Origin of the sequence: Corallococcus sp. AB032C, assembly GCF_003668935.1 — a bacterium.
In the GTDB taxonomy this organism is placed as follows: Bacteria; Myxococcota; Myxococcia; order Myxococcales; family Myxococcaceae; genus Corallococcus; species Corallococcus exiguus.
This window is the reverse complement of record NZ_RAWP01000083.1, coordinates 1-15,175: the sequence shown is the minus strand read 5'-3', so window position 1 is coordinate 15,175 and position 15,175 is coordinate 1. Positions and strand designations below refer to the sequence as shown.

The 15,175-nt window shown below is 68.2% G+C and carries 15 protein-coding genes and 1 pseudogene; all 16 read right to left on the bottom strand.

Annotated elements, in window-relative coordinates; all coding sequences use genetic code 11:
- Positions 1-87 precede the first annotated feature (87 nt).
- Entirely contained in the window at positions 88-882 is a 795-nt protein-coding gene (locus D7X99_RS29760; RefSeq protein ID WP_121780730.1) for a DedA family protein, read from the bottom strand.
- A gap of 306 nt (positions 883-1,188) precedes the next feature.
- Positions 1,189-1,659: a cyclic nucleotide-binding domain-containing protein gene (locus D7X99_RS29755; protein ID WP_120577619.1), complete on the bottom strand. Its 471-nt coding sequence runs from the start codon at positions 1,657-1,659 to the stop codon at positions 1,189-1,191.
- Between the two features lie 32 nt (positions 1,660-1,691).
- Positions 1,692-2,207, bottom strand: coding sequence for a gamma carbonic anhydrase family protein (locus D7X99_RS29750; protein ID WP_120563250.1), 516 nt, complete (start codon positions 2,205-2,207; stop codon positions 1,692-1,694).
- Positions 2,208-2,243: 36 nt separating this feature from the next.
- Positions 2,244-3,629: a tRNA (N6-isopentenyl adenosine(37)-C2)-methylthiotransferase MiaB gene (gene miaB, locus D7X99_RS29745; protein WP_121780729.1), complete on the bottom strand. Its 1,386-nt coding sequence runs from the start codon at positions 3,627-3,629 to the stop codon at positions 2,244-2,246.
- 73 nt (positions 3,630-3,702) lie between these two features.
- Positions 3,703-4,218, bottom strand: a complete 516-nt coding sequence (locus tag D7X99_RS29740; RefSeq protein ID WP_121780728.1) for a hypothetical protein — start codon at positions 4,216-4,218, stop codon at positions 3,703-3,705.
- 29 nt (positions 4,219-4,247) lie between these two features.
- Positions 4,248-5,645: a VWA domain-containing protein gene (locus D7X99_RS29735; RefSeq protein ID WP_120577616.1), complete on the bottom strand. Its 1,398-nt coding sequence runs from the start codon at positions 5,643-5,645 to the stop codon at positions 4,248-4,250.
- Between the two features lie 6 nt (positions 5,646-5,651).
- Positions 5,652-6,947, bottom strand: coding sequence for a class I SAM-dependent RNA methyltransferase (locus D7X99_RS29730; protein ID WP_121780727.1), 1,296 nt, complete (start codon positions 6,945-6,947; stop codon positions 5,652-5,654).
- Positions 6,948-6,986: 39 nt separating this feature from the next.
- Positions 6,987-7,379 (bottom strand): TIGR02266 family protein, encoded by a 393-nt coding sequence (locus D7X99_RS29725; protein WP_121780726.1) that lies wholly within the window; start codon positions 7,377-7,379, stop codon positions 6,987-6,989.
- 75 nt (positions 7,380-7,454) lie between these two features.
- Positions 7,455-8,117, bottom strand: coding sequence for a CoA transferase subunit B (locus D7X99_RS29720; protein ID WP_120577613.1), 663 nt, complete (start codon positions 8,115-8,117; stop codon positions 7,455-7,457).
- Between the two features lie 3 nt (positions 8,118-8,120).
- On the bottom strand, positions 8,121-8,822 hold the full coding sequence (locus D7X99_RS29715; RefSeq protein WP_120563244.1) for a CoA transferase subunit A: 702 nt from the start codon (positions 8,820-8,822) through the stop codon (positions 8,121-8,123).
- Between the two features lie 13 nt (positions 8,823-8,835).
- Positions 8,836-10,017, bottom strand: a complete 1,182-nt coding sequence (locus tag D7X99_RS29710; RefSeq protein WP_121753108.1) for a thiolase family protein — start codon at positions 10,015-10,017, stop codon at positions 8,836-8,838.
- A gap of 148 nt (positions 10,018-10,165) precedes the next feature.
- Positions 10,166-11,872: a 30S ribosomal protein S1 gene (locus tag D7X99_RS29705; RefSeq protein WP_120563302.1), complete on the bottom strand. Its 1,707-nt coding sequence runs from the start codon at positions 11,870-11,872 to the stop codon at positions 10,166-10,168.
- Between the two features lie 271 nt (positions 11,873-12,143).
- On the bottom strand, positions 12,144-13,289 hold the full coding sequence (locus tag D7X99_RS29700) for an acyl-CoA dehydrogenase family protein (protein WP_121753109.1): 1,146 nt from the start codon (positions 13,287-13,289) through the stop codon (positions 12,144-12,146).
- 32 nt (positions 13,290-13,321) lie between these two features.
- Positions 13,322-13,783, bottom strand: a complete 462-nt coding sequence (locus D7X99_RS29695; protein WP_121780725.1) for an AgmX/PglI C-terminal domain-containing protein — start codon at positions 13,781-13,783, stop codon at positions 13,322-13,324.
- A 10-nt stretch (positions 13,784-13,793) separates the two neighbouring features.
- On the bottom strand, positions 13,794-14,936 hold the full coding sequence (locus D7X99_RS29690) for an acyl-CoA dehydrogenase (RefSeq protein WP_121753111.1): 1,143 nt from the start codon (positions 14,934-14,936) through the stop codon (positions 13,794-13,796).
- Positions 14,937-14,971: 35 nt separating this feature from the next.
- Positions 14,972-15,175 (bottom strand): annotated as a pseudogene (locus tag D7X99_RS29685) (hypothetical protein); the annotation flags it as partial.

The following is a 15,175-nucleotide window of genomic DNA, read 5'->3' as shown; positions in this document are numbered from 1 at the left end:
GGTAACCCCCGCGGGCCCGCAACGAAGAACCCCGCTCCCTCCTGCGAGGGGGCGGGGTCCGTGAACCACGTCACCGCTGCACGGTGACTACTTGTGCGCGTTCAGGTCCGGCTCGGACGCGGGCGCCTTGTCGGCGGGCACGTCGAAGAAGGCGTTGGGGCTGGCCGCGCGCGTCGGCGACATGCTGTTCTCCAGCGTCTCCGGCACGGGCGGCAGGGCCACCGGCGTCAGCTGCTCCTTGGCGGCGGCCTCGGCCTTGAGCTTCGCGTTCTTGCGGCGGCGGTAGACGAAGTAGCCCACCGCCAGCACCGCCAGCGACCCCATCACCACGACCTGGCCGTCCTTCAGCTTGCGGATGACCATGTCCAGCTCGCCACCGAAGTGGAACCCGAGCCACACGAACACCGGCGCGGACAGCAGCGCCGCCAGCCCGTCCCAGAAGATGAAGCGCCAGTACGACATGTGCACGGAGCCCGCGGTGAAGTACGTCACCGCGCGCACGCCCGGCATGAAGCGGGCAATCATCACGATCTTCTGGCCGTGCGTGACGAAGAGCGACTCCACCTTCGCCCGCTTCTCCGGCGTGACGATCTTGGAGAAGAACCCTCCGCCCTTCGCCCCCGGGTCGCGCCCCAGCCGCGTGCCCAGCCGGCGCCCCGCCAGGTAGATGAGGCTGTCACCCACCAGGATGCCGAAGAACCCCACCGCCATCATCACCGGCAGGTGGGCCGCGCCCTTGTGCGCCAGGAACCCACCGAGGATGAGCGAGATGTCCTCCGGCAGCGGCACACCCAGCCCGCACGCCACCAGGATGGCGAACACGGTCAGGTAGGCGAAGAGGCCCTGGGAGTTACCGAGCAGGTTGGTGAGCAGTTCTTCCACGCGTCGTTCCGTCCAATCACTTCCCGAAGGGCCGCTCGGCAACCACCCGGGCCAGCCCATCCATCACCCAGCCATCAACCGGGTGCGGCAGTTGAAAACTCCGGCCGCCCAGCTTCCCACCTCAAGCGTCCGCGCCACATCACGAAAGCCGTCGGCCGTATGTCTACCCACACCCACGGTGTGCGACAGTCTGGGAGCCTGGAGGGCCTCCTGGCGAGCACAGTAACCACCTCGGGGGCGAGTGGCAGGACCGTTCGCCTTTCCGGCCTCCCGGCATGAGCCCGGCGCCACCTGTCCGACAGGCGTTCAGGTTCCCGGGGCCCGCGCCACCAGCGTGCGCAGCATGTCCCGGTTGTCCCGGGCCTTCGCGCCGAAGTGGCTGACGATGCCCATCAGCAGCTTGATGCAGGCCTGCGGCTTCTGCGCGAGCAGCTTCTGGAAATCCGCTGAGCGGATCTCCAGCGCCATCACGTCCGTCTGCGCCGTGGCCGAGCACAGCCGCTCGCCCTTCTGCACGAGCGCCAGCTCGCCCAGGGGCTCTCCGACGGTCACTTCGCCCAGGGGCACGTCCTCTCCCGAGGGGCTCCGGGCGCTCAGCCGCACCGTGCCCTCACCGACAATCAGCAGCGAGTCCCCCGCCTTGCCCTCGGTGAACAAGGCCGTCCCCTTGGGGAAGGCGCGCGACACGGCCGCCGCCGCGAAGATGGAGATGCCGGTGTCGGTGAAGCCCTTGAAGAGCGGACAGGCCTTCAGGGTCGTCTCGGGGGCGAGCGCCATGGGGTGTTCCTAACACGCACAACGCGGCCACGTCAGCGGCTGGCGCGGTGTTCGGCGGCGGTGTGCACGTAGTGGAGGGCGGACTGCACCAGGAACTCGCGCTCGCCGTCGTGGATGGGGCGCTTCACCTTGCCGGGCGAGCCCACCACCAGCGACCCCGGGGGAATCTTCGTCCCGGGCGTCAGCAGCGTGCCCGCGCCGATGATGCAGTCGTCCCCCACCTCCACGCCGTCCATCAGGATGGCGCCCATGCCCACCAGCACCCGGTGGCCCACGACGCACCCGTGGAGGATGACCCGGTGGCCCACCGTGCAGTCATCGCCCACCGTCGTCGAGTCACCCTGGCTGGTGACGTGGATCATGGTGAGGTCCTGGATGTTGGTGCGCTTGCCAATGCGGATGGAGTTCACGTCCCCGCGCAGCACGGAGTTGAACCAGATGGACGAGTCCTCGCCCAGCTCCACATCGCCCACCACCTGGGCGGAGTCCTCGATGAAGCAGCTCGGATGGACGCGGGGGGACACCCCGCGAAACGGCTTCAACGGCATGGGGCTACCTCCGACGGCGGGACAGCGGCGGAAGCGTCAGGCCTCCGCCGGGACATGCAGCGGCACGGGCAGCTCCACGGCGGGCGGCGCCATGGTGGGGGCCTGGAGCACCACCAACTGCTTGCCCCCGAGCTGGTTGGGCGTCGCGCGCTCCACGTGCACCTTCACGATGGCGCCCGCGGGGGCATCGCCCTCGAAGTTCACCGTGCGGTTCTCCGGCGTGCGGCCGAAGCGCTTGGTGGCGTCGTAGCGCGAGCGCCCTTCCACCAGCACCTCCACGTCCAGGCCCACTTGCGCCTGGGTGTACTCGCCGCTGATGCGCCGCTGCAGCTTCTGCAGCCGCTCCAGCCGGGCCACCTTCACCTCGTGCGGGATGGGGCCCCAGTCCTTCTCGCGCAGCGCGGCGCCCGTCTTGGGGCGCGGGCTGTACACGAAGGAGAACTGGTTGTCGTACTTCACCCGCTCGGTGAGCTGCATCGTCATCTCGAACTCTTCCTCGGTCTCACCGGGGAAGCCCACGATGATGTCCGTGGTGATGGCGATGCCGGGCCGCGCGGCGCGCAGCTTCTCCAGCCGCTCCATGTACTGCTCGACGGTGTAGTCGCGGCGCATCATCTTCAGGATGCGGTCGCTGCCGCACTGCACCGGCAGGTGGAAGTGCGGGGCGATCTTCGGCTGCACCCGGAACGCTTCGATCAGCTCGTCCGACAGGTCATGCGGGTGGCTGGTGGTGAAGCGCACGCGCTCGATGCCCGGCACCTCCGCGGTGCGCAGCAGCAGCTGCGCGAAGCTGATGCCGCCCAGGTACGAGTTGACGTTCTGGCCAATGAGCGTGACTTCGCGAAGGCCCACGCCGGCCAGGTCCGCCACCTCGTTGAGCACCTCCGGGAAGTTGCGGCTCACCTCGCGGCCACGGGTGTGCGGGACGATGCAGAACGAGCAGACGTTGTCGCAGCCCTTCATCACGGTGACGAACTCGGTCACCTTGCCGCGGGACGTCTCCGCGTCGGCGCGCGGGAAGACGTACTCCTCGGAGTCCACGAAGGCCGTCTCCACCACGCGCTCGCGGGCGTCCTGCACGCGGGCGATGACCTCCGGCAGCTTCGCGATGTTGTCCGGGCCGAAGACGAAGTCCAGGTACGGGACCTTCTTGAGCAGCTTGTCCTTCTCCTGCTGGGCCACGCAGCCGCCCACGCCCAGGATGGCGCCCCGGCTGGCCTTCACGGCGCGGTAGCGCCCCAGCGCGGACAGCATCTTGTCCTCGGCCTTCTCCCGGATGGAGCAGGTGTTGAGAATGATGAGGTCCGCGTTGTCCGGCTCCGGCGTGGGGACGTAGGACATCTTCGACAACGCTTCGCTCATGCGGAGCGAGTCGTTGACGTTCATCTGGCAGCCGAAGGTGTGGATGAAGTAGCGCTTCATGGGTGGGCCTTGAAGGAAAACGGGCCGTTATGGAACGCCCGGACGCGGAATGCAACCGGGCGGACACGCCGGGTCATCCCCGGCTGAGCACCTTCGTGAGCCGGGTGTGCAGGGCCACCAGCTCCGCCTCGCGCTCCCGGAGCAGGGCCACCGTCTCCACGCCGTACCGCCGGCCCAGGGCGTCCGTCTCCCGCTCCTGCTTCACCAGCTCGCCCTGGACGCGCTTCTTCACCTCGTCCACCTCCGGCCCGGAGCGGGACTCCAGCTCCGTCAGCTTCGAGCGCAGCCGCTGCACGGTCCACCGCCGCCCGCCAAAGGCCCGGAGGACGGCGCTCCCCCACTCCGCTGCCTTCACGTCCAGGCCGCTGGTCTCCAGCGCCGCCTTCGCCGCGCCGGCCATGGCCTCCGGACCGGCGTCCACCTCCACGTGCGCCAGGAAGGTCTCCTGGTAGCGGACCAGCTGGTCGAGCAGCGCCTTGTCCACCGGCCGGGACGCCATGCGCAGCGTGCGGTCGTCGGCGGCGTCGAAGTCCGGACCGGTCTCCACGTTGGGGACGTCCTGGTAGTCGTCGAAGAAGGACGGGGCCATGGGGGCGCTCCTCGGGTGCGAAAGGGTTTTCAGACGGGGACGAGCTGTTCCGCGATGCGGGCCAGGTCCGTCACGGAGGTGACGACCACGGCCTGGGTGCAGTGCTTCTCGTAGGTGAGCATCTCGCTGTCGCCGATGCCCCAGTTGCCCCGGTCCTCGGGGCAGATCCACAGCACGCGCTTGGCCTTGCGCTTCAGGTCCTTCAGGGCCCAGGCGTTGCTCGCGTTGTAGTTGTTGCGGCCGTCGCCAATGATCATCACGGTCGTGCGGCGCGTGATGCTGCCCAGGTGGTCGCGCGTGAAGTCCGCCAGCGCACGGCCGTAGTTGGAGTTGGAGCTCATGGACACGGTGCGCCCTGCGGTCGCCGCGTCGATGGCCTCGCTCACGTCCAGGTCCTTGAAGAACTGGGTCACTTCGCCCACGTCGGACACGAAGACGAACGAGCGCACGCGCACGAACAGCGACTGCATCGTGTGCATGAACAGCAGCATCATGCGGGACGCATTGCGCACGGAGTCGGACACGTCGCAGAGCACCACCAACTCCGGGCGCTCGGGCCTGCGGGTGCGGAACACGGGCACCATGGGGATGCCATCCCACGGCATGTTCCGGCGCAGCGTGCGCTGGGCGTGGAGCGACCCGCGACGGTGCGAGCGCTGCTTGCGGATCATCCGGCTCTTGAGCTTCTCCGCCATCGTGCGGACGGCGGCCTCCATCTGGTCCACCTCCGCCTGCGTGAGCAGGTGCAGCGGCTTCTCCGTGACGTTGTCCGTGCGGCGCCGGATGCGAGCCTCGGACTGACGCTTCACCTCCGCGCGAGCGGCGTCCTCAATCTTGCGCATCGCCGCGGCCACGTGGCGTGAGACGATCTCCACGCCCTCGGCATGGAGCCCGCGAGCCTTCAGCTCGTCCTCCATCGACTTGAGGTCGGAGCGCGCCCGCTCCATGCCCGCGCCCGCGAGCATCCGCCGCGTGAAGAACCCCGTCTGAAGCGGGCTCTCCAACTGCCCCAGATCCAGCTGGAGCGACGCCTGACGGAAGATCTGCGCCAGCCGCGCGCGGTCACCCGCGAGGATGGCCTGCGCGAGCGGGGACATCTCCGGCGCCAGCAGGTTCATCTGGTAGATGACCATCTTCAGCAGGTCGCCTTCCAGGTAGCCCTCTTCCTCCAGCTGCTTCGCCAGCGACTTGTCGATGGCCTCGAACGTGCGGGCCGCGCCGGAGAAGTAGAAGTCGAACGCGCGGCGGAACGTCTCCACGTCCAGCTCGCGCTTCACCAGCGTGGCGCGCAGCACGGAGCGGAACAGGCTCCGGTCCTGGACGCCCACTTCCGCCGTGGCGCGCAGGGCGTCCTGCACCTCGGACGTGCTGACGCGCACGCCGTTCTGGCGGAGGACCTCGGCGAACTCGACGATGCGGGCGTCCATGGCGCGTCAGGCTCCCCGTTCGAAGGACATCACCGCTTCCACGTGGTGCGTCTGCGGGAACATGTCCACCACCTGGAGCGCCACCGGCTTGTAACCGGCCTCCACCAGCCCCGCCGCGTCGCGCGCCAGCGAAGCCGGGTCGCACGCCACGTAGACGACCCGGCGCACGTTCAGCGCGCGCATCCACTTCGCCAGGCCCGGCGCCCCGGCCCGCGGCGGATCCGCGAGGCACAGGTCGAACGAACGCCCCTCCGCCACCAGCCCGTCGCACACCTTGCGCGCGTCGCCCTGGATGAAGCGCACGTTGGCCACCCCACCCTCGCGAGCACTCCGCTGCGCCAGCTCCACGCCCACCGGCGACGACTCCACGCCCAGCACCGACCCGGCCGTGCCCGCCAGCGGGAAGGTGAAGTTGCCGTTGCCGGAGTACAGCTCCAGCACGGAGTCCGTCTCCTTCGCGCCCAGCTCGTACAGGGCCGTGGTGACGAGCCCCACGTTGGCCTCCGCGTGCGCCTGCGCGAACGCATCCGGCCGCAGGTACACCGGCACCTCGGGGCGCAGAGGAGACAGCGAGCGCAGCACCGGCCGGCCGATGAGCCGCGCCGACCCCTCCTTGGGCACCAGCACCGCGCCCTCCAGCCGCAGCGCGCGCACCGCCGCCTCCGCCGCCTCCAGGTGCCGCGCCGTCACCCGGCCGCTGAGGTTCACCGCGAACGCGGCCTTGTCGCCCTCGGCGAGCAGCAGCACCTCCTCGGTGTCCTTGGCCAGCGGCTTGAGCAGCGGGGCCAGCTTCCCGGGCAGCGCCGTGAGCACCGGTGTCAGCGCCGGGCAGACGTCCACGGGGATGCGCTCGTGCGTGCGCCGGCCGAAGTAGCCGAGCGCCCCCTTCCCCGCCCCGTGCAGCACCGCGCGGCGGCGGTAGCCCCAGTCCCGAGGCGCCACCATCAACGGCCGCACCGTGAAGGCCGTGCGCTTCAGGCGGCCCAGGTGCTCCAGGGTGGAGAGGACGATCTCCTGCTTCGCGGACCGCTGCGCCGGGACGGACAGCTCCAGCCAGTCACAGCCGCCGCACGCGTCGGACAGGACGCAGCGCGACGACACGCGCTCCGCACCGTCCGTCAGCACCTGGCCCAACAGGCCGCGCAGGACCTTGCCCTGGGACTCCAGGCGCACGCGCACGGTGTCGCCGGGGAAGGCGCCGGGCACGAAGACGGTGCGCCCCTCCCACTGGGCCACGCCTTCACCCAGCTGGCCCAGCCGTTCAATCGTCAGTTCAATGGGGGATTCGGGCAGCGTCGTCATCGCAGGCGCACTCGAGGGGGCCGCCTGGGTGGGGCCGCCCTACTTCCGGGTCGCACTGCCACGCTCGTCCGCCGGCAGGGCTTCCCGCAGGCGCTCCACGAACGCTTCGATGCGCGACCGCTTCTCATCGTCAACGTCCAGGAACTCCACCGCCATCCCCGGCACCTCGGAGCCCGGCGTCCCCTGGGGGTTCGTGCGGGTCACCGTCCCGGACAGGTCCACCGGGAAGCTGGCTCCCGGCAGCGACACCAACAGCCGCACCACCGTGCCCACCGGCAACGGCTGCTGCGTGTTGATGTAGAGCCCGCCGCGCGACAGGTTCACCGCCCAGTCCGTCACGAAGCCCGCCACCGTGCGGTACGCCACGGGCAGCTCATGGTCGATGCGGTGCGCGCGAGGCGCGGGGACGGGCTTCTCCGAAGTGTCGGCCATGACGTACTCCGCTCTCCGGGGGATGGTGGCTTCCGTCCCACTCGGAGAGACGGAAGCGCACCCTAGCACTCCAGGTCAGGCCTGGAACTTCATCTCGCGCAGGTCGGGCGCGATCTTCAGCTTCGGCTCGGTGAGCTGCTGCACCCGTTCCACCGTCAGTCCGGGTGCCAGCTCGCGGAGGACCAGTCCCTCCGGCGTCACGTCCATGAACGCATGGTCCGTGACGATGTGGTGCACGCACTTGAGGCCGGTCAGCGGCAGCGAGCACTTCTTCAGGATCTTGGGCTGCCCGTCCTTGTTGGCGTGCTCCATGGCCACGTAGATGCGCTTGGCACCCACGGCCAGGTCCATGGCGCCGCCCATGCCCTTCACCATCTTGCCGGGGATCATCCAGTTGGCCAGGTCACCCTCTTCGCTGACCTCCATGGCGCCCAGCACGGCCAGGTCGATGTGGCCGCCGCGGATCATCCCGAAGGACAGCGCGGAGTCGAAGAAGGCGGAGCCCTTCACCTCCGTCACCGTCTCCTTGCCCGCGTTGATGAGATCCGGGTCCTCGCTCCCCTCTTCGGGGTAAGGCCCGATGCCGAGCAGGCCGTTCTCCGACTGGAGCACCACCTCCACCCCGTGGGGGATGTAGTTGGGCACGAGCGTGGGGATGCCGATGCCCAGGTTCACGTAGAAGCCGTCCTTCAGCTCCTGGGCGATGCGCTGCGCGATCTGTTCACGAGTCAGGGGCATGGCTCAGGACGCCTTCTTGCGGACGGTCCGCCGCTCGATCCACTTCTGGAGGTTCTGCGCCTGCACGATGCGGTGCACGAAGATGCTCGGGATGTGCACCAGGTCCGGGTCCAGCTCGCCCGGCTGCACGATGTGCTCCGCCTCCACGATGGTGACCTTGGCGGCCATGCACATCATGGGAGTGAAGTTCCGAGCCGTCTTGTGGAACACCAGGTTGCCCCAGGTATCCGCCTTCCATGCATGGACGATGGCGAAGTCCGCCTTCAGCGGCGTCTCCAGGACGTGGAGCCGCCCGTCGATCATGCGCGACTCCTTGCCCTCCGCCACCTGGGTGCCCGCGCCCGTCGGCGTGAAGAACCCGCCGATGCCGCAGCCACCCGCGCGGATGCGCTCCGCGAGCGTGCCCTGCGGGTTCAGCTCCACCTCCAGCTCACCAGAGAGGAACTGCCGCTCGAACTCCTTGTTCTCCCCCACGTAGCTGGCGACCATCTTCTTCACCTGCTTGTTCTGCAGGAGGATGCCCAGCCCCAGCTCCGTGGTGCCGCAGTTGTTGGAGATGATGGTGAGGCCCTTCACGTTCTTCTTGTGCAGGGCCGTGATGAGGTTCTCGGGGTTGCCGCACAGCCCGAACCCACCACTCATGAGAGTGATGTTGTCCGGGATGTCGGCGACCGCTTCATCCGCGCTCGCGTAGACCTTGTTCATGCGGTCGGTGTCCTCAGCGCTCGACCATCAGCGCGATGCCTTCGCCGCCGCCGATGCAGAGCGACGCCACGCCACGCTTCTTGTCCTGGTCCTTCATCGTCTGGAGCAGCGTGACGAGCACGCGAGCGCCGGACGCGCCAATCGGGTGGCCCAGCACCACCGCGCCGCCGCGTACGTTCACCTTGGCCGGATCCAGGCCGAGGATGCGGTTGTTGGCGATGGCCACCACGGAGAAGGCCTCGTTGATCTCCCAGAGGTCCACGTCCTTGGCCGTCACGTTCTGCTTCGTGAGCAGCGTGTTGATGGCGTCCGCCGGCGCGATGGTGAACTCCACCGGCTTGCGGGCGGCCTGCGCGTAGCCCTTGATGCGGCCCAGGATGGTGCGGCCTTCGGCCTTCGCCTTCTCCTCGCTCATCAGCACCAGCGCCGCGGCGCCGTCGTTGATGGAGGACGCGTTGGCGGCCGTCACGGTGCCGTCCTTCTTGAACACCGGCTTCAGGCCCGGGATCTTGTCCGGCTTGGCGTTCTTGGGGCCCTCGTCCTCGGAGACGGTGGTGAACTCATCCGGCTTCTTGCCGGGAATCTGCACGGGGACGATCTCCGCCGCGAACAGGCCTTCCTTCTGGGCCTGGATGGCGCGGCGCGTGGACTCCAGCGCGAACTCGTCCTGCTGCGCGCGGCTGATGCCCTGCGAGGTGGAGCACTCCTCGGCACAGTTGCCCATGTGGACGTTGCCGTACACGTCCCAGAGGCCGTCGGAGATCATCGCGTCCTTGAACTCCACGTTGCCCATGCGGGAACCGCCGCGCATCGTGTGGCTGATGTAGGGCGCGTTGGACATGGACTCCATGCCGCCCGCGACGACGACGTCCGCGTCACCCAGGGCGATGGACTGCGCCGCGGCGATGACGGCCTTGAGGCCGGAGCCACAGACCTTGTTCAGCGTGACGGCCGGGACGGTGTCCGGGAGGCCCGCGAAGATGGTGGCCTGACGCGCGGGGGCCTGGCCCACGCCCGCCTGCAGGACGCAGCCCATGATGACCTCCTGCACGGCCTCCGGCTTCACGCCCGCGCGCTCCAGCGCCGCCTTGATGGCGATGGCGCCCAGCTGGGGAGCGGTGAGCTTGGACAGCGCTCCCTGGAAGGAGCCGATGGGGGTACGGGCCGCGCCCACGATGACGACTTCACGAGCCATGGAATTGCCTCCTGGAGAGGGAACCGTCTGTAAAAGAGAAAAGCGCCGGAAAGGCACTTATCACGGGCGCTTTCCGCCGAATCAAATGGAAACGGCCGGGCTCCCACTGGGGAACCCGGCCGCTATTCACGTCAAGACGTTGGGCTGATTACTTCTTCAGCTTGGAGGCCATGACGTCGCCCAGGCGGGCCTTGGAACCCTCGGCCTGCTTGCGCAGGTACTCGCGGTAGTCCTCGCCCTCGCCGATGAGCGCCTTGATGGACAGCGCCACCTTGCGGTCCGGGGTGTTGATGTCGATGAGCTTCACCTCGACATCCTGGCCCTCGCTCACCACGTCGCGGGGGTTCTCCACGCGCTCTTCCTTCAGCTCGGAGACGTGGACGAGGCCCTCGATGCCCGGCTCGATCTCCACGAACGCGCCGAAGTCGGTGACCTTGGTGACCTTGCCCTTCACGCGGCTGCCCACGGGCAGGCGCTCGGACAGCGTCTCCCAGGGGTCCGGCTGGAGCTGCTTGATGCCCAGGCTGAAGCGCTCGTTCTCGACGTCGATGTTGAGGACCACCGCCTCGACCTCGTCGCCCTTCTTGAACATCTCGCCCGGGTGCTTGATGCGCTGGGTCCAGGAGATGTCGGACACGTGCACCAGGCCGTCCACACCCTCCTCGACGCCGACGAACACGCCGAAGTCGGTGACGTTGCGGATCTGGCCCTTGATGACGGAGCCGATCGGGTACTTGTCCTCGAGCAGCGTCCAGGGGTTCTGCTCGATCTGCTTCATGCCCAGCGCGATGCGCTTGGCCTTCGGATCGATGTCGAGGACGACGGCCTCCACCGTCTGGCCGACCTCCAGGATCTTGGACGGGTGCTTGAGGCGCTTGGTCCAGGACATCTCGGACACGTGCACCAGGCCCTCCACGCCCTGCTCGATCTCGATGAACGCGCCGTAGTCGGTGATCGACACGACCTTGCCGGCGACGCGGGTACCGACGGGGTACTTCTCGTCGGCGCGGTGCCACGGGTCCTCCTGGATCTGCTTGAGGCCCAGGCTGACGCGCTCCTGCGCGGGGTCGAACTTGAGGACGACGACGCGCACTTCGTCACCGACGTTGAACATCTCGCTGGGGTGACCGATGCGGCCCCAGGACATGTCGGTGATGTGCAGCAGGCCGTCGATGCCGCCGAGGTCGATGAAGGCGCCGTAGTCCGTGAGGTTCTTGACCACGCCCTTGAGGACCGCACCCTCCTTGAGGTTCTTGAGGGTCTCCTTCTTCATCTCCTCGCGCTGCTTCTCCAGCAGCACGCGGCGAGAGAGGACGATGTTGCCGCGCTTCTTGTTGAACTTGATGACCTTGAACTCGAATTCCTTCGAGATGTACTGATCAAGGTTGCGCACAGGGCGGATGTCGACCTGGGAGCCAGGCAGGAACGCCTTCACGCCGATGTCGACGGAGAGGCCACCCTTCACGCGACCGACGATGGTGCCCTTGACGATCTCATCACGCTCGCAAGCGGCGGAGATCTCGTCCCAGATGCGCATCTTGTCGGCCTTCTCCTTGGAGAGGACGACCATGCCGGTGTCGTTCTCGCGGCTCTCCAGGAGGACCTCGACGGGGTCACCGGCCTTCACGGTGACTTCGCCGCGGGGGTTGGTGAACTCGGAGATCGGGACCTGACCCTCGGACTTGTAGCCGATGTCCACGATCGCGAAATCCTTCGTCACCTGCACGACCGTGCCCTTGACGATCTCGCCTTCCTTCAGGATTCCGTCGCCGCCACGCTCCTTGAGCGAGGCCTCGAACATCGCCGCGAAGTCTTCGTCACCGCCGTCGATCTGCTGGTTCACGTTCTGCTGCATGAATGGGAAGTCCTTGGAACGGTACAACTGCCCCCTGTTTGAATGGGTGCGCGGCCGCCTGCGGGGAGCGACGGGAGACCGCGGGTGTCCCCTGAATGGGAACGCAAGGCTGGTTGGAAGCCGCGCACCCTAGACACCTGGGTTTACAGGAGTCAAGCGGTGCACCGCCCCAAGTCGTGATCCGTGTTCTATGAACGCCCGGCCGCGTCCGCATCTGTCCTACCCGGCCGGTGCCCCCTGCCCGCTCGCCCCAGGTGGGACAAGCGGAGCGTTACCCCTCGCGCCGGAATGTTTCCCGGGCGATGACCATCCGCTGCACCTCGCTGGTGCCCTCGTAGATGGTCTGCACGCGCGCGTCCCGGAAGTAACGCTCGACCGGGAACTCGTCGATGTAACCGTAACCCCCGTGCAACTGCACGGCCTTGTCCGCGACCTTGTTGCTCATCTCGCTGGCGAAGAGCTTCGCCATGGAGGCCTCGCGGGTGAACGGCTGGCCGGCCTCCTTGAGGGCGGCGGCGCGCAGGGTGAGCAGCTCGGCGGCGTCCAGCTGGGTGCGCATGTCCGCCATCATGAAGCGCGGGCCCTGCAGGTCCGCCACGGCCTGGCCAAAAGCCTTGCGGTCCTTGGTGTAGGAGACGGTCGCTTCCAGCGCCGCGCGGCCCGTGCCGCACGCCTGCGCCGCGATGCCAATGCGCCCGCCGTCCAGCGCCATCATGGCCAGGCGGAACCCGTCGCCCTCCTTGCCCAGGAGGTTCTCCGCGGGGACTTCGCAGTCCTCGAAGGTGAGACCCACGGTGTTGGACGCGCGCAGGCCCATCTTGTCCTCGTGCTTGCCCACGTGGAGGCCCTTGGCGCCGCCCTCCACGATGAAGCAGGACAGGCCCTTGTTGCCGGACTGACCCGTGCGGGCCCACACGACGATGACGCCCGCGTAGGCGCCAGAGGTGATCCACTGCTTGCTGCCGTTGAGCACGTACTTGTCGCCGCGCTTCACGGCGGTGGTGAGCATGGCGCCGGGGTCGGAGCCCGCGTGCGGCTCGCTCAGCGCGAACGCGCCCACGACGGCCTCACCGGAGGTGATGCGCGTGACGAACTTCTCCCGCTGCGCGTCGGTGCCCACCGCGTGGATGAGCTCGCCGCACATGTTGGTGACGGCCATGGCCACGGACACGGAGGCGTCCGCGGCGGCCATCTCCATCATGGCCAGCGCGTAGGACACGACGCCGGCCTCCGCGCCGCCGTACTTCCCCGGCAGGTTCACGCCCAGCAGGCCCACTTCGGCCAGGGCCTTGAAGACTTCCGGGTCGAAGCGCTCTTCGCGGTCGGACGCGCGGGCGTGCGGGGCCACGCGCTCGCGGGCGAACTTGCGAGCGGTGTCACGGATGAGCGTCTGGGTCTCGGTGAGGTCGAAGTTCACGGGCGCGGGCGTCCTTGGGGGGCTCGGAAGCCCTACTCGATGGCCTTGAGGTTGAACGGGTACTCGATGGGGTGGTCGCGGCCGTCCGGGGGCTTGGGGAAGTCCAGGGACGACAGCACCGCCACCACGCAATCGTTGAGGCCCGCATCCTTCAGCGTGCTGCCGTGCTTGTCGATCTTCGCGCTGCGCACGGCGCCTTCCGCGGTGATGGTGAAGGTGGTGCGGAGCAGGCCCTCCACCTTCTTGTCCTTCTCCACCATGTGGTCCTCGTAGCACTCCTGGATCCGAGGCATGTGGTAGGCGATCACCTGGCGGATGGAGTCCGGGGTGAAGGGCAGCTTGCTGACGTCCAGCCCGTCGTCCTTCTTGGGCGCGGACGTCGTGGCCGGAGCCGGCGTGGCCGCGGCCTTCTTCTTCGACGTGCCCTGGGCGAGCGCCAGCGGAGACGCCAGGCCCAGGGACAGGAACAGCACGGGGAGGAGCGCGCGATTCATGGCCGGGTGACTACTCCTTCAGCAGGTTGGCGGAGATGACGATGCGCTGGATCTCGCTCGTCCCCTCGTAGATTTCGGTGATGCGCGCGTCGCGCACGTGGCGCTCGGCGTCCATCTCCTTGCTGTAGCCCATGCCGCCGTGGATCTGCAGGGCCTTGTTGGCCACGCGGCTGGCCATCTCGCTGGCGTAGAGCTTGGCCATGGCGCTCTCCGGGCTGTGGCGCACGCCCTTGTCCTTCATCAGCGCCGCGCGCCACACGAGCAGGCGGGCCGCGTCGATCTCCATGGCCATGTCCGCGATCATGAACTGGATGGCCTGGTGCTCGCGGATGGCCTTGCCGAACGTCTTGCGCTCACCGGAGTAGCGCACCGCCTCCTCGAAGGCCGCGCGCGCGATGCCCAGCGCCTGGGACGCGATGCCGATGCGGCCGCCGTCCAGGGTGGACATGGCGACCTTGAAGCCCTCGCCCTCCTTGCCCAGGCGGTACTTCTCCGGGACGCGCATGTCCTCGAAGAACATGGAGCAGGACCAGGCGGCGCTGATGCCCATCTTCTTGTCGGGCTCCGCGCGGGTGAAGCCGGGGGTGTTGGTGGGCACCAGGAACGCGGTGATGCCCCTGTTGCCCGCTTCCCGGTTCGTCATCGTGATGAGGACGATGGCGTCGGCCTTGGGGCCGTTGGTGATCCAGTTCTTGGAGCCGTTGATGATGTACTCGTCGCCCCGCTTCACGGCGACGGTCTTCTGGGCGGCGGCGTCGCTGCCGGCCTCGGGCTCCGTGAGGCCGAAGCAGCCGAGCTTCTCACCGCTGGCGAAGGGCTTGAGGAACTGCTCCTTCTGCTCGGGGGTGCCGAACTTGGACACCGGGTCGCAGTAGAGCGAGTTGTTCACGCTCATGATCACGCCGGTGGAGGCGCAGCCGCGCGAAATCTCCTCCATGGCGATGGCGTAGCAGACGTTGTCCAGGCCCGCGCCGCCCCACTCCTCCGGCACCGCGATGCCCAGCAGGGACAGCTCCGCCAGCTTCTTCACCGCGTCCGTGGGCCACGCGTGCTGCTCGTCCCACTTGCGGGCGTTGGGGATGAGCTCCTTGGCGGCGAACTCGCGGCACAGCCGCTGGATCTCGCGCTGGATGTCGGTCAGCTCGAAGTTCATGGTGGACCTCCCATAGTACGGGGTCCGCCCCGGGGCTACTCCGAAGACGCCCCTCCATCCTCGGGGGCGGGGATCCGGGTCCCAAAGAACATCGCCAGTGGCACCGTCACGTCGAAGGACACGTCCGTGCGAGCCCCCGAGTCCGTCCAGGTCCTGCGCACCACCACCGACACCGTCCAGGGTTGGGTGTCCCGGTGCCGTTCAATCAAGTCGTAGGTGAGCCCCACCCCGGCCACCCC

Coding starts and splice junctions, on each gene's coding strand:
- D7X99_RS29755 (WP_120577619.1), bottom strand. CDS start 1,659: ATGGCGCTCGCCCCCGAGACGACCCTGAAGGCCTGTCCGCTCTTCAAG.
- D7X99_RS29750 (WP_120563250.1), bottom strand. CDS start 2,207: ATGCCGTTGAAGCCGTTTCGCGGGGTGTCCCCCCGCGTCCATCCGAGC.
- miaB (WP_121780729.1), bottom strand. CDS start 3,629: ATGAAGCGCTACTTCATCCACACCTTCGGCTGCCAGATGAACGTCAAC.
- D7X99_RS29740 (WP_121780728.1), bottom strand. CDS start 4,218: ATGGCCCCGTCCTTCTTCGACGACTACCAGGACGTCCCCAACGTGGAG.
- D7X99_RS29735 (WP_120577616.1), bottom strand. CDS start 5,645: ATGGACGCCCGCATCGTCGAGTTCGCCGAGGTCCTCCGCCAGAACGGC.
- D7X99_RS29730 (WP_121780727.1), bottom strand. CDS start 6,947: ATGACGACGCTGCCCGAATCCCCCATTGAACTGACGATTGAACGGCTG.
- D7X99_RS29725 (WP_121780726.1), bottom strand. CDS start 7,379: ATGGCCGACACTTCGGAGAAGCCCGTCCCCGCGCCTCGCGCGCACCGC.
- D7X99_RS29720 (WP_120577613.1), bottom strand. CDS start 8,117: ATGCCCCTGACTCGTGAACAGATCGCGCAGCGCATCGCCCAGGAGCTG.
- D7X99_RS29715 (WP_120563244.1), bottom strand. CDS start 8,822: ATGAACAAGGTCTACGCGAGCGCGGATGAAGCGGTCGCCGACATCCCG.
- D7X99_RS29710 (WP_121753108.1), bottom strand. CDS start 10,017: ATGGCTCGTGAAGTCGTCATCGTGGGCGCGGCCCGTACCCCCATCGGC.
- D7X99_RS29705 (WP_120563302.1), bottom strand. CDS start 11,872: ATGCAGCAGAACGTGAACCAGCAGATCGACGGCGGTGACGAAGACTTC.
- D7X99_RS29695 (WP_121780725.1), bottom strand. CDS start 13,783: ATGAATCGCGCGCTCCTCCCCGTGCTGTTCCTGTCCCTGGGCCTGGCG.
- D7X99_RS29690 (WP_121753111.1), bottom strand. CDS start 14,936: ATGAACTTCGAGCTGACCGACATCCAGCGCGAGATCCAGCGGCTGTGC.